Below are 19,142 nucleotides of genomic sequence, written 5' to 3'. Positions count from 1 at the left end.
AGCTAGACCTATGACCGAAAACAAGAGCGTGGTGGAACGCCGAACAGTCCTGCTGGCCGGAGGCGCCGCCACGACCGCAGTACTGACCGGGTGCATCGTGCAGCAGGCGGCTCCGCCGGCCGCGAGCACCCCGCCCAGCCAACCCGCCCAGCCCGCCACGTCTGCTCCGCCCTCGCCGGCCGGATCGGCGCCTGCCTCACAGGGGACGGCAAGCGCCGATCCGGGCAAACCTCCGCTCGCGCAGTTGGCGGACATCCCGGCGGGCGGCGGGGTCATCCTGAAGGAACAGAACGTGGTGCTGACCAAGGACGCGAGCGGCAAGGTCTCGGCGTTCTCGGCGATCTGCACGCATCAGGGCTGCGTGGTGACCGGCGTGGGCGGGGGCACGATCGACTGCCCGTGCCACGGCAGCAAGTTCGACGCCGGGACGGGTGAACGGGTGGCTGGGCCGGCCAAGGACCCGTTGCCCCCGGTCGCGGTGCAGCAGCGCGACGGCGCGGTCTTCCAGGCTTAGGGGTTCGCCATGTTGAAGAGTCTGCCCACGATGCTCTGGGTGATCGGCGCGACCGTCGCCGTGGCCGCACTGAGCCCGGCCGTCGGCAACGTCGCCACGACAGCCCCGGCACCGGCGCCTGCACCGGCTCCGGCTCCGGCTCCGGCTCCCGCAGCCAGTCAACCGCCGCCGACAGCCAAACCCTCAGCTACACCGAAGCCGTCCGTACCTGCCACTCCGGCAGACCAGCCTGCAGGTCCTGTGGTGATCAAAGCCGGTACTACGAAGCTCGGCCCGACAGCGGTCGACGCAGACGGGTTCACCCTCTATCTGTCCGTCCTCGACAGCACCGATCCACCGAGGTCCGTCTGCGTGAGCAAGACCTGCCTGGCTGCCTGGAAGCCGGTCTACGTCACCAAGGCGGGGGTGCTCGCCGGTGCCGGCGTGAGCGAGGCCAGGGTCGGCACGGTCGTCCGCCCGGACAAGGATGTGCAGGCGACACTCGGCGGCTGGCCGCTGTACCGGTTCGCCAAGGACACCAAGCCCGGTGACGTGCTGGGCGAGGGCGTCAAGGGAACCTGGCACGCGATCAGCCCACAAGGCAAACGGGTGGTGAAGTAGAAGACCGTGTCCGCGCCGAGCTCTTGCCGACCCTCAGCCGCGGTCGCTGATCAGCAGGTCGAAGACCACCAGGTCGTCGTAGCTCCCGTCTCGTCGGTGATCCGCGGCCCGGAGCACCCCCACCCGGGTGAAGCCGTTGGCCTCGGCAACTTGAATCGAGGCCGAATTCCCTTTGGCCGCACGGATTTCCAGCCGCCGTCGCCCTAGTCCGCCCTCGTCGATCGGCAGGAACGCCTGCTCGATCACCCGGCCCACGGCGGCTGTGATCAGACCGCGGCCTCTCGCCTCGGGATGCGCGCTGTAGCCGATCTCGCCGCTGGTCCGGTCGGACCTGCTGTGCATGCCGAACACGCCCACGTCGCCGAGTAGCTCGTCGGTGTCGGGATCCGCCACCACCCAGCCCACCCGTTCGCCGCTGGCCTGGCCCTCCCGACCGCGCGCGAGGTACTGCTCAGCGTCCTCCCGGCCGAACGGCTTCGGGAGGCCCGCGAGCCAGTGCAGGGTGCGCTCGTCGTTGCTCATCTCGGCCGCGCGCTCCACATCGCTGTCCCGGTACTCACGCAGCCGGAAGCGCTCGGTCTCGATCACCGGCACCTGCCACCAGTGGTTCTGCGGCTCGCGCTCGTCGTCCCGGCCGATCGACGCGATCCACTCGTCGCGGCGTTCGCCGTCGGCCGGCCCGGCGCCGTGCGTCGTGAAGAAGTCGCGGAATCCCGTCCGCCAGGCGACCTTGCGGGCTGCCCAGTTGCCGACGAAGGCGCCCCAGGTGACCCGGTGCCAGCCGAGGTCGTCGAAGGCATGGGCGAGGACCAGCCGGACCGCGCGCGTGGCGAGCCCCTTGCCGCGGTAAGCCGGGTGGCTGGTGAACCCCACCGAGCCAACGCCCTCCCCGCCGCTCAGCGTGATCGCCCCGGCGTACTGACCGCCGTACTCGATCACCCAGGTTCGGCGAGTGCTCTCCCGCCAGCCCTTCGGGATCCGCTCGGTGACACCTCGCTCGGCTTCGTCGCGGTCGTAGTCGGGCGGACTGCCCTCCCAGTACTGCGTGTCCGGGTCGCGGTACATCTCCACCATCGCCTCGACGTCTTCCAGCCGCGGCGCGCCCAGCCGGATCCCCTGGTCGGTCAGTACCGGTACGTCCCTCGGAAACCGCATCCACACTCCCGTGGTCGAATGGTCTGGTCCGACAGTACGCAAGCAAGGGAGTGCACGGATGACCGCCGTGGCCGAATCTTTCTCGCAGCTCTGGGACCCGCAGCCGGGGTGGCTGAACACCGCATCGTACGGGCTCCCGCCCAAGCCCGGCTGGGAGGCGCTGCAGACGGTGCTCAGCGACTGGCGGGTCGGAGCCACCAGCTGGGAGCCGTGGGACGAGTCGACGACCCGGTCGCGCGAATCCTTCGCCCGGCTGGTGGGCGCCGACGCGGCGGACGTCTTCGTCGGCAGCACCGTCTCCGCGGCGATCGCGCCGATCGCGGCCGCCCTGCCGGACGGGACGAAGGTGCTCGTCGACGAGGTCGAGTTCAGCTCGAACGTCTACCCGTGGATGGTGCACGGCGATCGGGGTGTCGAGGTGATCGCGGCCGCGACGGACAAGTTCGTCGAGGCGATCCGGCCGGGGATCGACCTGGTCGCCGTGAGCGCGGTCCAGTCCTCCACCGGCACCGTGCTCGACCTCGCGGCAGTGGTTGCTGCCAGCAAGGAAGTGGGCGCGATCCTGGTGGTCGACGCCAGCCAGGCGGCCGGGTGGTTGCCACTCGACGTGAGTGGTGTGGACGCGCTGATCGCCCACACGTACAAGTGGTTGATGTCGCCGCGTGGCGCCACCCTCGGGTACCTCTCGCCACGCCTGCAGGAGCGCTGCCGCCCGCTCGAAGCCGGCTGGTACGCCGGTGAGAACGTCCACACCTCGTACTACGGGACGCAGATGGACCTGGCTCGTAGCGCCCGCAGGTTCGACCAGTCGCCGGCCTGGTTCAGCTTCGTCGGGGCGGCTCCCGCTCTCGAGTTGATCGAGCAGATCGGCGTGGGCGTGATCAACCGCCACAACGTGGACCTGGCGAACGAGTTCCGCGCCGGACTCGGAATGCCGCCGGGCGACTCGGCGATCGTCAGCGCGGACATCCCCGGCGCCGAGGAAGCCTTCGCGGCCGCCGGCGTCCGGGCCGCGGTACGGGGTGGCAGGCTGCGGGCGTCGTTCCACATCTACTCGACCATCGCGGACGTCAACCTGGCGCTGAACGCCCTGAAAAACATCTAAAGCCAGCTCTAGCCTGCGGGTTAGGGTGGCCGGCATGTCACAGGTCACCGCAGGTCTGAGTATCGGACAGGTCGCCGAGCGCACTGGGTTGAGCGTGCACGCGCTGCGCTTCTACGAGCGGGAGGGCATCCTCGCGGATCCGGTCCGCCGCGAGTCCAACGGCCGCCGCGTCTACAGCGAGGACGACGTGGAGTGGCTGGACATGTGCATCAAGTTCCGCTCGTCCGGGATGCCGCTCGACACCATCCGCCGGTACACCGATCTGGTCCGGCAGGGCCCCGGCAACGAGCAGGATCGACTGGCCCTGCTGCGCAGCCACCAGGAGTCCGTCACCGCCCAGATCCAGGAACTCACCGAGTGCCTGAACGTGATCAGCCACAAGGTCGAGGTCTATACGGAGCACCTGGCCCGCGGTACCGCTGAATGCCTCTGGGTGGCACCTTCCACCCTGCCGCAGACCCCAGCCGACGAGGCCGGCCAGGCAGTCTGAGGCCAGGCCGGCCAAGGCGTCTGAGGTCTGCGGGCTTTCACTTCGCCGGCAGGTCGAAGTCGTCGTTGCGCATCCGGAGCAGCGCGTAGGTCGCACCGGTGAAGCCGACGGCCGCCACCAGCAGGCCGATCCCCGCGATCACGTGGTTGCCCAGGAACGGGTGAGTGAAGCCACCGATCGCCAGCGCGATCCCCATCCAGGCCGGCGCGACCCGGCTGCGCCACAACGCGATCCCGAGCAGCAGCAGCCCGAACGTGATCCCGAGGATGAACAGCAGCCCGGACAGTTGCATGATCGGGTGCTCCTCCAGCGCGGTGGACAGCTTCGACACCGTCCCCGGGTCCAGGCCTTCCCTGACCGTGAGGTTCGCCAACGACACGGTGCCGGGCAGGTTGCCGAAGCCCGCGCAGAAACCGGTCAGAGCGATCAGTGCGCCGGCGGTGGTGAGCCTCGGCGCGCCGCGTCGCGCCACCCAGGCCACGGCGAACGCGGCCGGGATCAGCAGGGTCACGAACGGCATCTGGATCCACTCCAGCGCCGACATCCGGTCGCCGTGGGCGATCGCCGCGGCGACGTTCTGCTCGAACGGCGCGTTGCCCTCGGTCGGGCTGAGCAGGTAGTAGATGCCGTTCGACAGCATCGGCAGCGGCGCGATGACCGCGAGCAGGATCCGCCAGAATCCGCGCACGTCTCGGAGCGGTTTCCTGGTCACGGCGGTCGCCTCGGAACGGGTGGTCGACATGAGAACTCCTCGCATCGGTGGTTGCTTGCGGCTTCAGCGTCCGGCCGGCGGTCCCCTGGTTCGCAGGCCGCTGCTTCACCGGGACTCGTGAGAATTTCCTGGCTCACCTGGGGGCAGGCCCCTATGCGGGTGTGGCCTGATGTCTTGATGATGAGGACGTGACCGCAGACCCCGGAGCGCAGTACGACCGCCGCCGCAGCGTGGTGGCCACCGTGCTGCTCGGGGTGGTGCTCGCGGAGGCTGTACTGACCGTCATCGCCTCGATGCTGTCCGGATTGCCCTGGTCACGGCTGCTGGACCTGCTGGTCGTCAGCAACACGATCAGCGGTCTGGCCCTGGCCGTGGCCGGCTGGCCGATCGCCTACTACCGTCCGCGCAACCTGATCGGGTGGAGCCTCCTGCTCGGCGGCTGCTTCTACGCGTTCACCGGGACCGGTATGGCGGTGCTCGCCTGGGCCGCCGACGACTCCTGGGACTGGCGGGTACTCGCGACGGTCGTGAACGGGTTCGGCTGGAACTGGGCGCTGGCGTTGTTCATCCCGCTGACGCTGGTGCTGTTCCCCGAAGGGCAGCTGCCGAGTCGCCGGTGGCGCTGGTTCGTCGGCCTGCTGGTGGCGAACACGCTCCTCCTGACCGCGGCCGGCATCCTCGATCGCAAGGGCGGAATGCCTGCCGAGCTGGGCATTCAGGCCTATCCGGCTAGTCCCTGGACAGGTCAGCCGATGTGGCTGCACGTCATTTGGGAGGTCGGCCTCGTCGCCAGCTACCTGGGCGCGTTCGCGGCTCTGGTAGTCACCTATCGCCGAGGCAGCGACGTGGTCCGCCGCAGGATGCTGTGGCTCCTGATGGCGATGGTCGTGGTGGTCACCGCGTTCACCCTCGAGGCCGTACTGCGGACCGAGTCCCTGCTGCTGGGAATCCTGCCGATCGTCCTGATCCCCTTGTCGATCACGATCGCCGTACTGCGCCACCAGGTTCTCGACATTCGTCTGGTGATCTCCCGGTCTCTGCTCTATCTGCTGCTCACCGGCGGGGTGATCGGTGCGTACCTGGGCTTGGTGACCCTGCTGGATCAGGCCGTACGACGCCAGGTGTCGCTCGGGTCGTCGGTGCTGGCCACCTTGCTGATCGCGCTGGCGTTCAACCCGGTCCGGCTGTGGTTGCAGCGCTTGATCCATCGGGCGTTCTACGGCGTCCGGCGCGATCCGGTGCGCGCGATCGCCGCGATCGGTGAGCGACTCGGCGAGGTCGGGACCGGTACTGCGGCCGGCGCCGGGCTGAACGGAGTACTGGCGGCGCTCTGCCGGGTGATGCACTTCCCGGCAGCGGTCCTGGTGGTCGACGAGCATCGGGTCGCCGGCTACGGGGAACTGCCGGCTGCTCGACAGGCGATCAGGTTGCACTCGGGTGAGGAGCGGATCGGCGAACTGGTGGTCGGGCTGCGGTCTGGCGAGCATCGCCTCGACCCGGCGGACGAGCGGGTGCTGTCGTTGCTGGCCGCTCCATTGACAGTTGCTGTGCAGGCAGGACGGCTCGCAGATGAGCTCCAGTTCTCGCGGCAGCGGGTCATCACCGGCCGTGAGGAGGAACGCCGCCGGATTCGCCGGGATCTGCACGACGGGCTCGGGCCGGTGCTCACCGGGGTGGTCCTCAATGCCGATGCGGCGCTGCGCCTGCTCGAGGCCGACCGAGCCCGGAGCGCCGAACTGCTGGAGACCTTGAGGGATCAGACCATCAGTGCGATCGAGGAGATCCGCCGGCTCGCCTACGACCTGCGGCCACCGGTGCTGGACGGGATGGGGCTGGTCGGTGCACTTCGCGAGCACGCCGCGGTGCTGGCCGGCGATGGGGCTCTCACGGTCAACGTGGAGGCGCCGACCGCGATCGAGGACCTTACCGCGGCGGTCGAGGTGGCCGCGTATCGCATCGTCACCGAGGCGCTCACCAACGTGATACGGCATTCCACAGCCACTCGCGCGGTCGTCACGCTCACCGTGGAGGAGACCGCTCTTCGGCTGGAGGTGCGGGACAACGGCGTCAATGCCGAGGAGAGTTGGCAGCCGGGCGTCGGACTGACCTCGATCCGCGAGCGTACGGCGGAACTCGGTGGTGCGAGCGAGATCCGCTACGACCGCACCGGCGGTCAGGTCCGGGTATCCCTGCCGCTACCGTCACCGGCGACCGCGCAACCGAGGACAGGCTCACCAGCGGCAGGGAAAGGCGAGACAGGGCGAGCGGCCGGGGTCGAGACGGGAGCAGGGTCATGACGATCCGCATCGTGGTTGCCGATGACCACGGCATCATCCGGGAAGGGCTGGGCGCGTTGCTGTCCGGCCGCGACGGGTACGAGCTGGTCGGTACCGCGGCGACCGGTGCGGAGGCGGTCCGGGCGGCGGTGACGCTGAAGCCGGATGTTCTGGTGATGGACATCCAGATGCCTGACCTGAGCGGGATCGAGGCGACTCGTGAGATCGGCCGGGTCGCGCCGGACGTCGCCGTACTGATGCTGACAATGTTCGACGACGACGAGTCGGTCTTCGCTGCGATGCGGGCAGGTGCTCGCGGGTATGTGCTGAAGGGTGCGGTCGGCGACACCGTGGTGCGCGCGATCGCGGCCGTCGCCGAGGGAGAGGCGATCTTCGGACCTGGTGTCGCCCGTCGGACGCTCGCCTACCTGTCCAGTCCACGCACGGACGAGACCCTCTTCCCCGAACTGACTCCACGCGAACGCGAGGTCCTCGGCCTGATCGCCGACGGCCTCGGCAACGCCGCCATCGCCACCCGGCTCAGCCTGGCCACCGCCACCGTCGGCAACCACATCACCAGCATCTTCGCCAAGCTCCAGGTGACCACTCGCGCCGAAGCCATCGTCCGCGCCCGCACCTCCGGCCTCAGCGGAAGCTAGATCGGCGGATGGCTAGACCCGGGCCGGAACCGTGATGCGGTCGGGGTGGGCGTAGACGTTCAGGGAGCCGTTGCGGATGAAGCCGGCCAGCGTCAGGCCGCACTCGTCGGCTAGTTCGACAGCCAGGGACGAGGGGGCGGAGACGGCGCCCAGCACCGGGATGCCTGCCATCACGGCTTTCTGGGCCAGCTCGAACGACGTGCGGCCGGAGACCACGAGCACACAGCCACGGGCGGGGATGCGCCCGTTCAGAAGGGCCCAGCCGACCACCTTGTCCACGGCGTTGTGGCGACCGACGTCTTCGCGGACCACCAGCAGTTCGCCGTCCGCCGTGAACAGGCCGGCCGCGTGCAGCCCGCCGGTGCGGTCGAACACCTGCTGCCGCTCCCGAAGCGCGTCCGGCAGCCCAGCAAGCACCTCCAGCGGGACTCGTACGGGGTCGTCTGCCGGGGAGAAGCGGGTCTTCACCCGGACGGCGTCCAGCGAGGCTTTGCCGCACACGCCGCAGGACGAGGTCGTGTAGAAGTTCCGCTCGACTCCGACCGTGGGAGAAGGCACGCCGGGTGCCAGGCCGAGGTCCAGCACGTTGTAGGTATTCCGGCCCTCGTCGTCCCGCGAATCGCAGTACCGCGCGTCGCGGATGTCGTCGGGGCTGCCGATGACGCCCTCGGTGTGCAGGAAGCCGTGGGCGAGTTCCACGTCGTGTCCGGGCGTTCGCATCGTGACGGCGAGCGGTCGTCCGTCGACCCGCAGTTCAAGCGGTTCCTCGACCGCGATCGAGTCCGGCCGCGTGCGTTCGCCGGCGGGCCCGAGCCGCAGTACCGGCTTGCGTGCGATCAGACGCCCCATGGCCGCGCTCCCGGATCGAGCGGCAACAGCCGCGCCGCGATCGCCTCGGCCGGGCCTGGATCGACCACGGCCAACGCGTCCGCTCCTGCCGCACCTCGCAGCATCGCCGACCCACCATGCCCGACCGGTACTACGCCCTGCGGGCCCACCCGGACGGGAACCAGCCGAGTGCTGTGCGGGTGACACGCCAACCCACCAGGTACCGGAGCCACCGGGAGAGTCGGCAGGCCTTGGCCCCGGAGGCGATGCAGCGCGGCTACTCCCAGAGTGAGGAACGCGGTCAACGCAGCAAGGGGATTCCCCGGCAGCCCGAGCACCAGCCGGCCGTCGTCGAAGCGGGCGAGCGCCTGCGGATGCCCCGGTCGGCAGGCGACTCCGTCGATGATCAACTCGGCTCCGAGCGCGGCCAACGCGGCCCGCAGGTGATCGGCCGGGCCGGACGCGGACGAACCAGACACCAGGATCAGGTGCGCGTCAGTGTTCCTCAGGGCGTCGACCAGTGCTGTGCGGGAGTCCGGCAGGTGCACTACCGGAGCAGCAGTGGCGCCGGCACGGCTGATGAGGCCGGGGAGCATCGGGCCGATCGCATCACGCACCCGGCCAGGCCCGGATGGACCCCGATGAACCAGCTCGTCGCCCGTGACCAGGGAAGCGACCAGGGGCTTGGGATTCACGGTCAGCCGGTCGAGCCCGAGAGTAGCCGCCAACCCGAGCACCTGCGGCTCCACCACCACGCCTGCAGGCAACAACGTCTCGCCGGCCGCACACTCCTCGCCGGCCCGCCGGATGTGCCTGCCGGGGGAAACCTGCCCCGCGACCATCCCGGCCTGCCCGGCTGCCGACACGACAGCTTCCTCGTCTGGCAGGACCGCGGTGGTGCCCGCCGGGACAGCGGCACCGGTGACGATGGTGCAGGCATGTCCGTCCTCCAGCGGCCTCACCAGACCCGAGGCCGCCTTCACCACGCCAACCACCCGCCACGGACCGGAACCACAGACGGCGTACCCGTCCATGGCGGAGCGGTCCACCGGTGGCACTGCGGACGGGGCGACCAGTGGGGTCGCGAGCACGCTGCCGACAGCATCGGCCAGTGGAAGCGAGCAGGGTGCCAATGGTGTCGCAGCAGCGTGGGCGAGTGCTCGGGCGGCATCCCAGGGGAGCGCCGACGTGGCGTGACGACGCATCCCTGCAGTCTGCACTACTGGGCTCCTCGGGCTTCGACAGGGCGGAGCTGTTCAGCCGCGAGAGCAGCGACCGGATCGAGGTCTTCGCCGCCCGAGTCCACGTGAGAGATGAGCGCCGCCTTCATCCGGGGATCCCAGACCGCCTTGATGTGGTTGGCGATCCGGGTTGCCGCGTCGGCCGGCTCCCGGTGCGCGAACTGGCGGGCGATCTCGTTGGCCAGCCGGACGTGCGGCGGGAGTCCTGTCGCGCTCATCAGTGGCCCACCACGGCAGGCTCGAGGTTCTCGGCGGCCTGCGCGTTCACCGGCTCCACTAGCAGATCCACCTGGACCGCGGTCACCTTGTACTCCGGGCAGTTCGTCGCCCAGTCCGAGTTGTCCGTGGTGATCACGTTCGCCCCGGTCACCGGGTGGTGGAACGTGGTGTAGCAGACCCCGACCGGCATCCGCTCCGACAACTTCGCCCGCAGCGTGGTCCGCCCGACCCGGCTCGACAGCGCGACGGTTGAGCCGTCCTCGATGCCGCGGACCTCCGCGTCGTGCGGATGCAGCTCGAGGATGTCCTCGGGATGCCAGGCGACGTTCGCCGTACGCCGCGTCTGCGCGCCGACGTTGTACTGCGACAGGATCCGCCCGGTGGTCAGAATCAGCGGGTACTTCCGCGTCGACCGCTCGGTCGTCGGCACGTACACGGTCTCCATGAACCGGCCCTTGCCCCGGGTGAACTCGTCGGTGTGCATGATCGGCGTCCCGTTCGGAGCCTCGAGGTTGCACGGCCACTGCACCGAGCCGACCTTGTCCAGGTGGTCGAACGACACCCCGGCGAACGTCGGCGTGGTGATGGCGATCTCGTCCATGATCTGGGCGGCCGAGTCGTAGTGCATCGGGTAGCCCATCGCCTGGGAGATCTCGCAGATGATCTCCCACTCGTGCTTGCCGGTCTGCGGCGACATCACCGGCCGGACCCGGTTGATCCGGCGTTCGGCGTTGGTGAAGGTGCCGTCCTTCTCCAGGAACGAGGTGCCGGGCAGCAGTACGTGCGCCCACTTCGCGGTCTCGTTCTCGAACAGGTCCTGGACGACGAGCAGTTCGAGCGCGCCGAGCGCGGCGAACACGTGCGCGGTGTTCGGATCGGACTGGGCGATGTCCTCACCCTGCACGAACAGCGCCCGGAAGGAGCCGTCGATCGCGGAGTCGAACATGTTCGGGATCCGCAGCCCCGGCTCGTTCAGCAGCGGCGTCCCCCACAGCTTCTCGTAGACGTCGCGGACGTCGTCGTCGGACACGTGCCGATAGCCCGGCAGCTCGTGCGGGAACGAGCCCATGTCGCAGGAGCCCTGCACGTTGTTCTGGCCGCGCAGCGGATTCACGCCGACGCCGGCACGGCCGATGTTGCCCGTGGCCATCGCGAGGTTCGCCATGCCCATCACCGTGGTCGAACCCTGGCTGTGCTCCGTGACACCGAGTCCGTAGTAGATCGCGCCGTTGCCACCCGTCGCGTAGAGCCGCGCGGCGGCCCGCACCTCCTCGGCCGGTACTCCGGTCAGCTCGGCGACTGCCTCGGGGCTGTGCTCGGGGCCCGAGATGAACGTCTCCCACTGGTCGAAGTCCTCGCACCGCTCCTCGACGAACGCGCGGTCGACCAGTCCCTCGGTCACGATCACGTGGGAGAGCGCGTTGACGATGGCGACGTTCGTGCCCGGAGCCAGCGACAGGTGGTGGGCCGCCTCGATGTGCGGTGACCGGACCAGGTCGATCTGGCGCGGGTCGATCACGATCAGCTTCGCGCCCTGACGGAGCCGCTTCTTCATCCGCGAGCCGAACACCGGGTGCGCGTCGGTCGGGTTCGCGCCGATCACCAGGATGACGTCGGCGTGGTCCACCGAGCTGAAGTCCTGGGTGCCGGCCGATTCGCCGAAGGTCTGCTTCAACCCGTACCCCGTGGGCGAGTGGCAGACCCGCGCGCAGGTGTCGACGTTGTTGTTGCCGAAGACGGCGCGCACCATCTTCTGCACGACGTAGACCTCTTCGTTCGTCGTCCGCGAGGAGGTGATCGCGCCGATCGACCCCTGCCCGTAGTTCGCCTGGATCTCCCGCAACCGGCGAGCCGTGAAGCCGATCGCCTCTTCCCAGGAGACCTTCCGCCACGGGTCGGTGATCGCGTCGCGCACCATCGGCTCCATCACCCGGTCCGGGTGGCTCGCGTACCCGAACGCGAACCGGCCCTTCACGCACGAGTGGCCTTCGTTCGCGCCGCCGTCCTTGTACGGCACCATCCGTACCAGTTCGTCGCCACGGAGTTCCGCCTTGAACGAGCAACCGACGCCGCAGTACGCGCAGGTGGTGATCACCGAGCGCGTCGGCATGCCGAGCTCGATGACCGTCTTCTCCTGCAGGGTTGCGGTCGGGCAGGCCTGGACGCAGGCGCCGCAAGAGACGCAGTCCGACTCCATGAAGGAGACACCCGCGCCTGCGGCGACCTTGGAGTCGAAGCCGCGGCCCTCGATGGTGAGAGCCAGCGTGCCCTGGACCTCGTCGCAGGCCCGGACACACCGCGAGCACGCGATGCACTTGGAGGCGTCGAAGTCGAAGTACGGATTGGAACTGTCGGTCGGGGCGTCCAGGTGGTTCGCGCCGGCCTCGACACCCGAGCCGTACCGGACCTCGCGAAGCCCGGTGACGCCGGCCATGTCCTGAAGTTCGCAGTCGCCGTTGGCGGAGCAGGTGAGGCAGTCGAGCGGGTGGTCGGAGATGTAGAGCTCCATCACGCCGCGGCGGAGCTTGCCCAGCTTCTCGTTCTGGGTGCGGACCACCATCCCGGGCGCGACGGGCGTAGTACAGGAGGCAGGCGTACCGCGGGCGCCGTCGATCTCGACGATGCACAGCCGGCAGGATCCGAACGCCTCGAGGTTGTCGGTGGCGCAGAGCTTGGGGATGTCGAGCCCTGCGTGCTTGGCGGCGCGCATCACCGAGGTACCAGGTGGAACGGTGACGCTCACCCCGTCGATGGTCAGCTCGACGGTCGCCTCGCCGTCGCGGGCCGGCGTACCGAAGTCGGGTTCCTTGAGCAAACTCATCCACGTCCTCGCTTCGCTCCGGGCGCGGATGAGGCGCGACGGGGGCTGTATTTGATGATGAACTCGCTTCGCTCGTTCAAGAGCCGAAGTCCTTTCCGAAGTGGCGGACGGCGCTGCGCACCGGCAGCGGTGTCAGCCCACCCATCGCGCAGAGCGAGCCGTCGGTCATCAGGTCGCACAGGTCGTCGAGCAGCACCAGGTTCTTCTTCCGGTCCTCGCCGTTGCGGATCCGGTCGATCGTCTCGACCCCGCGGACCGCGCCGACCCGGCACGGCGTGCACTTGCCGCAGGACTCCTCGGCGCAGAACTCGAAGGCGAACCGGGCCATCGCGGACATGTCCACGGTCTCGTCGAACACCACGATGCCGCCGTGCCCGACCATCGCGCCGACGGCCGCGAACGCCTCGTAGTCCATCGGCAGGTCGAACAGCTCGACCGGCAGATAGGCCCCCAGTGGCCCACCCACCTGGACGGCCCGGGTCGGTCTCCCGCTGGCCGTTCCGCCGCCGAGGTCGTTGACGAGTTCGCCGAGGGTGATGCCGAACGCGGTCTCGACGATCCCGCCCCGGGCCACGTTGCCGCCGAGCTGGAAGACGTTGGTGCCGAGCGACCGGCCCATCCCGTAGCCCGCGTACGTCGCCGCGCCGTTCGCCAGGATCGTCGGGATCGTTGCCAGCGACAACACGTTGTTCACTACCGTCGGGCGGCCGAAAAGCCCTTCCAGCGCGGGGATCGGGGGTTTCGCCCGGACCATGCCGCGCTTGCCTTCGAGGCTCTCCAGCATCGAGGTCTCTTCGCCGCAGATGTAGGCCCCGGCTCCGACCCGCACGTGCAGGTCGAAGTCCAGGTCTGAGCCGAGGATGTTCTTCCCGAGCCAGCCGAGGTCCCGGGCTGTCCGGATCGCCGCGTTCAGCGTCTCCACCGCATCCGGGTACTCCGACCGCAGGTACACGTAGCCTTCGCCGGCCCCGACGGCGTACGCCGCGATCGTCATGCCCTCGATCAGGGTGAACGGGTCGCCTTCGATCAGCATCCGGTCCGCGAAGGTGCCGGAGTCGCCCTCGTCCGCGTTGCAGCAGACGAACTTCAGATCGGACGCCGCGCCGAGCACCGTGCGCCACTTGATCCCGGTCGGGAACCCGGCGCCACCGCGACCGCGGAGACCGGAGTCGACCACCTCCTCGACCACCTCGGCCGGTGTCATGCTCAGCGCCTTACGCAGCCCCGCGTTGCCCTCGTACTCCGCGTGGTCGTCCGCCGAGCGCGGATCGATCACGCCGACCCGGGCGAAGGTGAGCCGCTGCTGGCGCTTCATCCAGGGCAGTTCTTCGACCACGCCGAGGTAGGCGCCGACGGTGAGCGCGGCGCCGTCGAGCATCCCGGCCGCGACGAGCCCGTCCACGTCCTCGGGTGCGACCGGGCCGTAGCCCACCCGGCCGTGCGGCGTCTCCACCTCGACGAGTGGTTCGAGCCACAGCATGCCGCGGGAGCCGTTGCGGACCACCTCGATCTGGTGACCGGTTGCCTTGGCTGCCGCCTCGATCCGCTCGGCGACCTCGTCGGCCCCAACGGATCGCGCGGCCGCGTCCCGCGGTACGAAGACCTTGATGCTGCCGTCGATCGGCGTTGCGGAGAACGTCATCGTGCCTCCCCGAGGATCGCGTCCAGCCGGGCCGGCGTGACCCGGCCATGCAGTTTGTCGCCGACCTGGACGGCCGGGCCGAGAGCACAGTTGCCGAGACAGAACACCTCGTCCACGGTCACCCGGCCGTCGTACGTGGTCTCCCCGAAGCCGACCCCGGTACGCCGCTTCGCGTGCTCGGCGAGTGCCTCGGCTCCGACGGAGCGGCAGGCCTCCGCCTGGCAGATCCGTACGGTGGTCCGGCCCGCGGGTTCGCGGCGGAAATCCTTGTAGAAGGTGACCACGCCGTGCACCTCGGCGACCGCGAGATTCAGCACGTCGGCGATCACCGGGATGTCGGTCTGGTCGACGTACCCGAGATCCTCCTGGACAGCGTGCAGGATCGGGATCAGCGCGCCGCGCAGACCGCGCAGCTCGGTGGCGAGCTCGCGGACGCGATCAGCGCGCCCGGGAGCCGGGACGGGGGCGGGGGTGATGACCTCGGACGTCATACAACGACTGTCCCGGGGCATTACCCACAGGTCAAAGCAAACCTGCCTATGACGTGATAGGCGGCTTCTATCAATTCCCGGGAATCACCGTGGGGACAATTAGTGCGCATTCTCCTTGCCGAATGCCAGAGTCTTTTCCGTGCTATTTCCTGGCCGCGTGCGGGTGAGGCTCAGGCGGAGGTTGACAGCTGTGGCGCGGTCGCCGGGCCGAACAGGGCGTGGTCGCGCTGTTCGAGGTAGGCCCAGTAGCGGTCACCGAAGGACCAGTGCCACCACTCGGTCGGGTAGTTCACCAGCCCGGAAGCCGTGAGTACGTCGGCCAGCAGCGCGCGGTTCGTCCGAGCCTCGCGGCTGATGTTGGTAGCGTCGAAGAAGCAGGCGCCGTTGCTCTGCTCGGGAGTAGCGTCGATCGGAGTCCCGAGGTCGAACGGCCCGTGCTCGCCGATCAGCATCAGGTCGACCGCGGCACCGGCCACGTGCGGCGCGACCTCGACCGGCGACACGAACCGGCTGGCGAGCACATGCGCCTCGGCATCGGAGATCCCCGGGTTCAGCCGGTGGATCTCCGCCTTGTAGCCGTCGTAGATCTCCCGCTGGATCTCGATCGCGCGCAGCCCTTCGACCACGTGCAGCCGGACTCCCACCGGCAGGAAGCTGTTCGCCACGACCAGCCGGTCCGCCAGACCTTGGCGGACCCACTGGAGGCCGTTGGCGGAGATGCCGTAGGTGCAGAGATCCACCAGGGGATCACCGGTCTCGATCGCGGGGATGCGGGTGATCCGGTCGTCGCTCAACAACACGGTCATCCCTTCCGCACCGCCGTCTCGAGCAGGTTCTGGACGACGTCGGTGTAGGAGAGCCCGGCGGCCGCCCACATCCGCGGGAACTGCGAGGTCGGGGTGAACCCGGGGAACGTGTTGATCTCGTTGACCACCGGCTCCCCGTCGGCCGGCACGAAGAAGTCCACCCGCGCGAGTCCGGAGCACCCGAGCGTCTCGAACACCTCAACCGCAGTACGCCGGAGTCGCTCGGCCAGCGTGCTCTCCAGCGGTGCCGGTACGACGAAGTGGGTGGCCGCGTTGTCGTACTTGGCGGTCGCGTTGAAGAACGGCTGGTCCGGGTCCGGGTGGATCTCCAGCGCGGGCGCCACCTCGACCCGGCCGTCGGGGAAATGCCATCACCGCCAGGTCGATCTCGCGGCCGCGCATCTCCTGCTCCACCAGGACATTCGGGTCCAGCGCCGCCGCCTCGGCCAGTGCGGTTGCGAGTGAGGGGAGGTCCGTCGCGCGGGTGACCCCGAAGCTCGAACCACCGCTGCCGGGTTTGACGAACACCGGAAAGTCGAGCCCAGCCGCCTCCAGTTGCTGCATGGCGGACTCGGGGTCACGCAGTTCCTCGCCACGGAGGGTGATTCCCGGTGTGACCTGGATGTCGTGCGCCCTGAGGACGGCCTTGGTCAGGTGTTTGTCGAGCCCGACGGCACTCGCCCCTACACCGCTTCCGACGTACCGGATGGCCAACTGCTGAAGGAATCCCTGGATGACACCGTCCTCGCCGCCTTCGCCATGCAGCGCCGGTACCACGACGTCGGCGTCCTGCATCAGCGCGATCGCCTCGTGCTGCCCGTCCTGCCAGTTGCCCTCGGCATCGATCACGAGCGGGACGACGTCGTGCCCCAGGGTGGTGGCGGCAATGGCGATCCCTTGCCCGCTGGCGAGTGACACCTCGTGCTCCGGGCTCGCGCCGCCACTGATCACGACCACCTTCACCGCTGCACTCCTTCGACGTAGCGTCGCGGCACCCGGGGTCCGAGGCCGCAGTAGATCTCGTGGGGGATGGTTCCGGCCCAGTCGGCCCAGTCCGCGGCCGTCGGCTCACCGTCCGAGCCGTCACCGAAGACGGTCACCGGTTCGCCTGGCTCGATGGGCAGCTGGCCCGCGTCCACGACGATCTGGTCCATCGTGATCCGACCGAGCACCGGCATCCGCATGCCCCGGCAGAGCACATTCGCCTGGCCCGCGGCGACCCGTGGGATCCCGTCCGCGTAGCCGAGCGGGATCAGCGCGATCGTGGTGTCGCGGGGCGCCACGTAGTCGTGACCGTAGGAAACGCCTTCGCCGGCACGGATTCGCCGTACCTGCGCGACCTTGGTCACCAGTCGCATCGGTGGGCGGACGCCGGCGTCGACCTCGTCGATGCCGAACAGGGCCGCGCCGATCCGGACCAGATTGCAGTCGGGGGCGTCCAGGGTGATCGCGCCGGAGGAGTTCGCCAGGTGCACGACCTCGGGCGCGAGGCCGGCCCGCCGGGCGAGAGAGACGCCGGTGCGCAGGAGCTCGAGCTGGCGGCGGCTGTGCGAGGCGTCGAGGTCGTCGCCGTGCGAGAGGTGGGACCAGATGCCACGCACGCGGACCGCGCCGAGCGCCTCGTAGTGCGCGGCCGCGCGCGTGAGCTCTATCCACTGGTCCGGGGTGCTGCCGCCGCGATGCAGCCCGGTGTCCAGCTTGAGCTGGACGTTGTGAACGTTCGGCGCCGAGACCACCTGATGCAGCTCGGCGACAGTGGACACGCTCACGTCGATGTCGGCGAGGAGCAGCAGCTCGGTCGCGTCGTACAGCCAGGTGAGGATCGGGACGGTCAACCCTGCTGCTCGGAGTTGGAGGGCCTCGTCAGCTCGGGCGACGCCCAGCCAGGTGGCTCCGGCCTCGACGGCTGCCCGAGCGACTTGGACGGCTCCGTGGCCGAAGGCGTCGGCCTTGACCACGGCGAGCACCTCGGTGCCCGGCCGGAGGTGTTTGTGGATGGTTTGTACGTTGTCCCTGACAACGGACAGGTCGACGACGGCCTCTGCCAACCCCACGCAGCTCCGTGCCGGACTCTGGACCAGATTCATGTCCGTCATTGTTGTTTCCGGCAACGGTCCGGCACATCGGTGCGCGGTCGGATGTTGCCCGCCACACGTGTACGACCCTGGTAGCAGGCGACCTCGTGCCGTCTGGTCCTTTCGAAGGACTCCACCCGCGCCTCCCCTCATCCCTTCGCACAGGGCACTACGCGCGCGGACCGGCGGGCGGATCGGCCAGGGGACGTCAGCGATACTGTGCGGGTGGACGCGACCGAGCACCTGGAGGCATCGCTGGCGGCCGCGATCGCGTTGGCGAACAGCTTCGGCGCCGAGTGGAGCCAGGGACGTCGGCAGCTCGCGGGTGACGCCGGGGTGGTCGAGGCGGCGCTCCGGCTGACCACGAACCGGGCGGTGGTTGTCGGCGACGCGGCGCTCGCGGAGTTCGCCGAGGGCGGGAAGCGGCTGTATCGCGCGCTGAACCTGCTGGCGGACGGTTCGGTCGACGAGAGCGCGCAGGAGTTGAACGAGCTACTACAGGCGACCAGAGCGGCACCGCAACTACTGCGGCAAAAGGGCTCGCCATGGCATTTGCATTTCTCCGCACCCGCAGTCTCGGAGGCCACCGGCTGGCTCGCCGAATTCACCACCGCTGCCGCGATGCTTCTCGGCAGCTCCGATCACCAACTCCTCCGAGCCTGCACCGCCGAGCGCTGCGACAACCTCTTCCTGGACGCCACCCGCAACCACACCCAGCGCTTCTGCTCCACGGCGTGCCAGAACCGCACCAAGGTGGCCGCCTTCCGCGCCCGCGGAGCCTGATTCCTCTAGGCGGCTGTTGACCTGCTGTTTGCTGCCGGGCGATTGGTGGCTGTCACCATCGTCGCTTCCGGCGCCCAGCCGAGGCGTCGGTACAGGTGGGCGCCGTCCACGGTCGCCATCAGCAAGCCAGTGGTAGCGCCTCGCTGGATCGCGTGACGGCCGAGCGTCCCCATCACCACACTGCCGAGCCCGCGCCGCCGATGCCCTGGATCTGTGTGGATGTCATGCATCACCGCGTCCGTCCCCACCACCGCCACCATTCCCCGCGCCGCGACGTTGCCCTGCGCGTCGAGCAGCTGCGCAGACCGAACCGCTCCGTCGCCGCTCATCTCCTGCCTGTACTCCGCGGGTGGTGCGGCCGGCGTCGCCTGGTTCCGCAGGTCGATCGACATCAGCAACTTCCGCTCGGCGAAGACCTCGAGCCCGGCCTGCTCGAGCAACGCCGCAACCTCATCGGCCCGCTGGGTGGTAACCGTCAGCCACCCCGGAGAACCCAGTACCTCCTCGGCAAGCGCCCGAACCACCCCGTCGCCTCCGTCCACCAGGAACAACTCCCACTCCCGGCCCGGCAACCCCAGGACAACCTCCAGCGCGTCATCCGCCGTTCGAGTGGTCGCCTTCGGAAGCCCCCGGCACAGACCCCAGCCCCGCTCCCACCGCCGTACCAAGTCCTTCACCAGACCAAGCTCATCCATGAGGACGATCGTAACTGTTTATTCCGAGAT

The 19,142-nt window shown here is 69.2% G+C and carries 19 protein-coding genes and 1 pseudogene; 7 read left to right on the top strand and 13 right to left on the bottom strand.

Annotated features, from left to right (window positions below):
- The first annotated feature begins 10 nt into the window (after positions 1-10).
- Positions 11-514, top strand: a complete 504-nt coding sequence (locus tag EV648_RS07785) for a Rieske (2Fe-2S) protein (protein ID WP_132286956.1) — start codon at positions 11-13, stop codon at positions 512-514.
- A gap of 9 nt (positions 515-523) precedes the next feature.
- Positions 524-1,114 (top strand): hypothetical protein, encoded by a 591-nt coding sequence (locus EV648_RS43075; protein ID WP_199234487.1) that lies wholly within the window; start codon positions 524-526, stop codon positions 1,112-1,114.
- Positions 1,115-1,147: 33 nt separating this feature from the next.
- Here EV648_RS43075 and EV648_RS07775 read toward each other — a convergent pair whose 3' ends face one another.
- Complete coding sequence (locus EV648_RS07775; RefSeq protein WP_132286953.1) at positions 1,148-2,269, bottom strand: GNAT family N-acetyltransferase; 1,122 nt, start codon at positions 2,267-2,269, stop codon at positions 1,148-1,150.
- Positions 2,270-2,327: 58 nt separating this feature from the next.
- Between EV648_RS07775 and EV648_RS07770 the strand changes: the two genes are divergently transcribed.
- On the top strand, positions 2,328-3,374 hold the full coding sequence (locus tag EV648_RS07770) for an aminotransferase class V-fold PLP-dependent enzyme (RefSeq protein WP_132286950.1): 1,047 nt from the start codon (positions 2,328-2,330) through the stop codon (positions 3,372-3,374).
- A gap of 34 nt (positions 3,375-3,408) precedes the next feature.
- Positions 3,409-3,864 (top strand): MerR family transcriptional regulator, encoded by a 456-nt coding sequence (locus EV648_RS07765; protein ID WP_132286947.1) that lies wholly within the window; start codon positions 3,409-3,411, stop codon positions 3,862-3,864.
- A 37-nt stretch (positions 3,865-3,901) separates the two neighbouring features.
- Here EV648_RS07765 and EV648_RS07760 read toward each other — a convergent pair whose 3' ends face one another.
- Complete coding sequence (locus EV648_RS07760; RefSeq protein ID WP_158293935.1) at positions 3,902-4,606, bottom strand: DUF4386 family protein; 705 nt, start codon at positions 4,604-4,606, stop codon at positions 3,902-3,904.
- Between the two features lie 158 nt (positions 4,607-4,764).
- On the opposite strand from EV648_RS07760, the gene EV648_RS07755 reads away from it, so the two are divergent.
- Both EV648_RS07755 and EV648_RS07750 read left to right on the top strand, forming a co-directional pair.
- Positions 4,765-6,873: a sensor histidine kinase gene (locus EV648_RS07755; protein WP_132286941.1), complete on the top strand. Its 2,109-nt coding sequence runs from the start codon at positions 4,765-4,767 to the stop codon at positions 6,871-6,873.
- On the top strand, positions 6,870-7,511 hold the full coding sequence (locus EV648_RS07750; protein WP_132286938.1) for a response regulator transcription factor: 642 nt from the start codon (positions 6,870-6,872) through the stop codon (positions 7,509-7,511). Before EV648_RS07755 ends, EV648_RS07750 begins: the two co-directional genes overlap by 4 nt.
- A gap of 12 nt (positions 7,512-7,523) precedes the next feature.
- Here EV648_RS07750 and fdhD read toward each other — a convergent pair whose 3' ends face one another.
- The 10 genes and pseudogenes from fdhD to alr all read right to left on the bottom strand — a co-directional run bounded on the left by fdhD (position 7,524) and on the right by alr (position 17,646).
- Positions 7,524-8,360: a formate dehydrogenase accessory sulfurtransferase FdhD gene (gene fdhD, locus EV648_RS07745; RefSeq protein WP_132286935.1), complete on the bottom strand. Its 837-nt coding sequence runs from the start codon at positions 8,358-8,360 to the stop codon at positions 7,524-7,526.
- Positions 8,348-9,544 (bottom strand): molybdopterin molybdotransferase MoeA, encoded by a 1,197-nt coding sequence (locus tag EV648_RS07740; protein ID WP_132286932.1) that lies wholly within the window; start codon positions 9,542-9,544, stop codon positions 8,348-8,350. The genes fdhD and EV648_RS07740 overlap by 13 nt, the downstream gene beginning before the upstream one ends.
- Positions 9,545-9,558: 14 nt before the next feature.
- Positions 9,559-9,798, bottom strand: coding sequence for a formate dehydrogenase subunit delta (locus EV648_RS07735; RefSeq protein ID WP_132286929.1), 240 nt, complete (start codon positions 9,796-9,798; stop codon positions 9,559-9,561).
- Positions 9,798-12,620: a formate dehydrogenase subunit alpha gene (gene fdhF, locus EV648_RS07730; RefSeq protein WP_132286926.1), complete on the bottom strand. Its 2,823-nt coding sequence runs from the start codon at positions 12,618-12,620 to the stop codon at positions 9,798-9,800. Before fdhF ends, EV648_RS07735 begins: the two co-directional genes overlap by 1 nt.
- A gap of 76 nt (positions 12,621-12,696) precedes the next feature.
- Entirely contained in the window at positions 12,697-14,262 is a 1,566-nt protein-coding gene (locus EV648_RS07725; RefSeq protein ID WP_132286923.1) for an NADH-quinone oxidoreductase subunit NuoF, read from the bottom strand.
- On the bottom strand, positions 14,259-14,753 hold the full coding sequence (locus tag EV648_RS07720; protein WP_132286920.1) for an NAD(P)H-dependent oxidoreductase subunit E: 495 nt from the start codon (positions 14,751-14,753) through the stop codon (positions 14,259-14,261). Before EV648_RS07720 ends, EV648_RS07725 begins: the two co-directional genes overlap by 4 nt.
- 170 nt (positions 14,754-14,923) lie before the next feature.
- A complete protein-coding gene (locus tag EV648_RS07715) occupies positions 14,924-15,559 on the bottom strand; it encodes a M15 family metallopeptidase (protein WP_132286917.1) in 636 nt (211 codons plus the stop codon).
- Positions 15,556-15,903, bottom strand: coding sequence for an ATP-grasp domain-containing protein (locus EV648_RS44680; protein ID WP_132286914.1), 348 nt, complete (start codon positions 15,901-15,903; stop codon positions 15,556-15,558). The genes EV648_RS07715 and EV648_RS44680 overlap by 4 nt, the downstream gene beginning before the upstream one ends.
- Positions 15,904-15,940: 37 nt before the next feature.
- Positions 15,941-16,510, bottom strand: a pseudogene (locus EV648_RS44675) (hypothetical protein); the annotation flags it as partial.
- A gap of 8 nt (positions 16,511-16,518) precedes the next feature.
- A complete protein-coding gene (alr, locus tag EV648_RS07700; RefSeq protein ID WP_132286908.1) occupies positions 16,519-17,646 on the bottom strand; it encodes an alanine racemase in 1,128 nt (375 codons plus the stop codon).
- Positions 17,647-17,859: 213 nt separating this feature from the next.
- On the opposite strand from alr, the gene EV648_RS43875 reads away from it, so the two are divergent.
- On the top strand, positions 17,860-18,417 hold the full coding sequence (locus EV648_RS43875) for a CGNR zinc finger domain-containing protein (RefSeq protein WP_241994958.1): 558 nt from the start codon (positions 17,860-17,862) through the stop codon (positions 18,415-18,417).
- 5 nt (positions 18,418-18,422) lie between these two features.
- Here the strand turns inward: EV648_RS43875 and EV648_RS07690 are convergent, their stop codons facing one another.
- Positions 18,423-19,112 (bottom strand): GNAT family N-acetyltransferase, encoded by a 690-nt coding sequence (locus EV648_RS07690; RefSeq protein WP_132286905.1) that lies wholly within the window; start codon positions 19,110-19,112, stop codon positions 18,423-18,425.
- Between the last annotated feature and the right edge of the window lie 30 nt (positions 19,113-19,142).

Origin of the sequence: Kribbella sp. VKM Ac-2568 (assembly GCF_004345365.1) — a bacterium.
GTDB lineage: Bacteria > Actinomycetota > Actinomycetes > Propionibacteriales > Kribbellaceae > Kribbella > Kribbella orskensis.
Note: the sequence above shows the minus strand (reverse complement) of the source record. Positions and strands in the feature narration are given on the sequence as shown.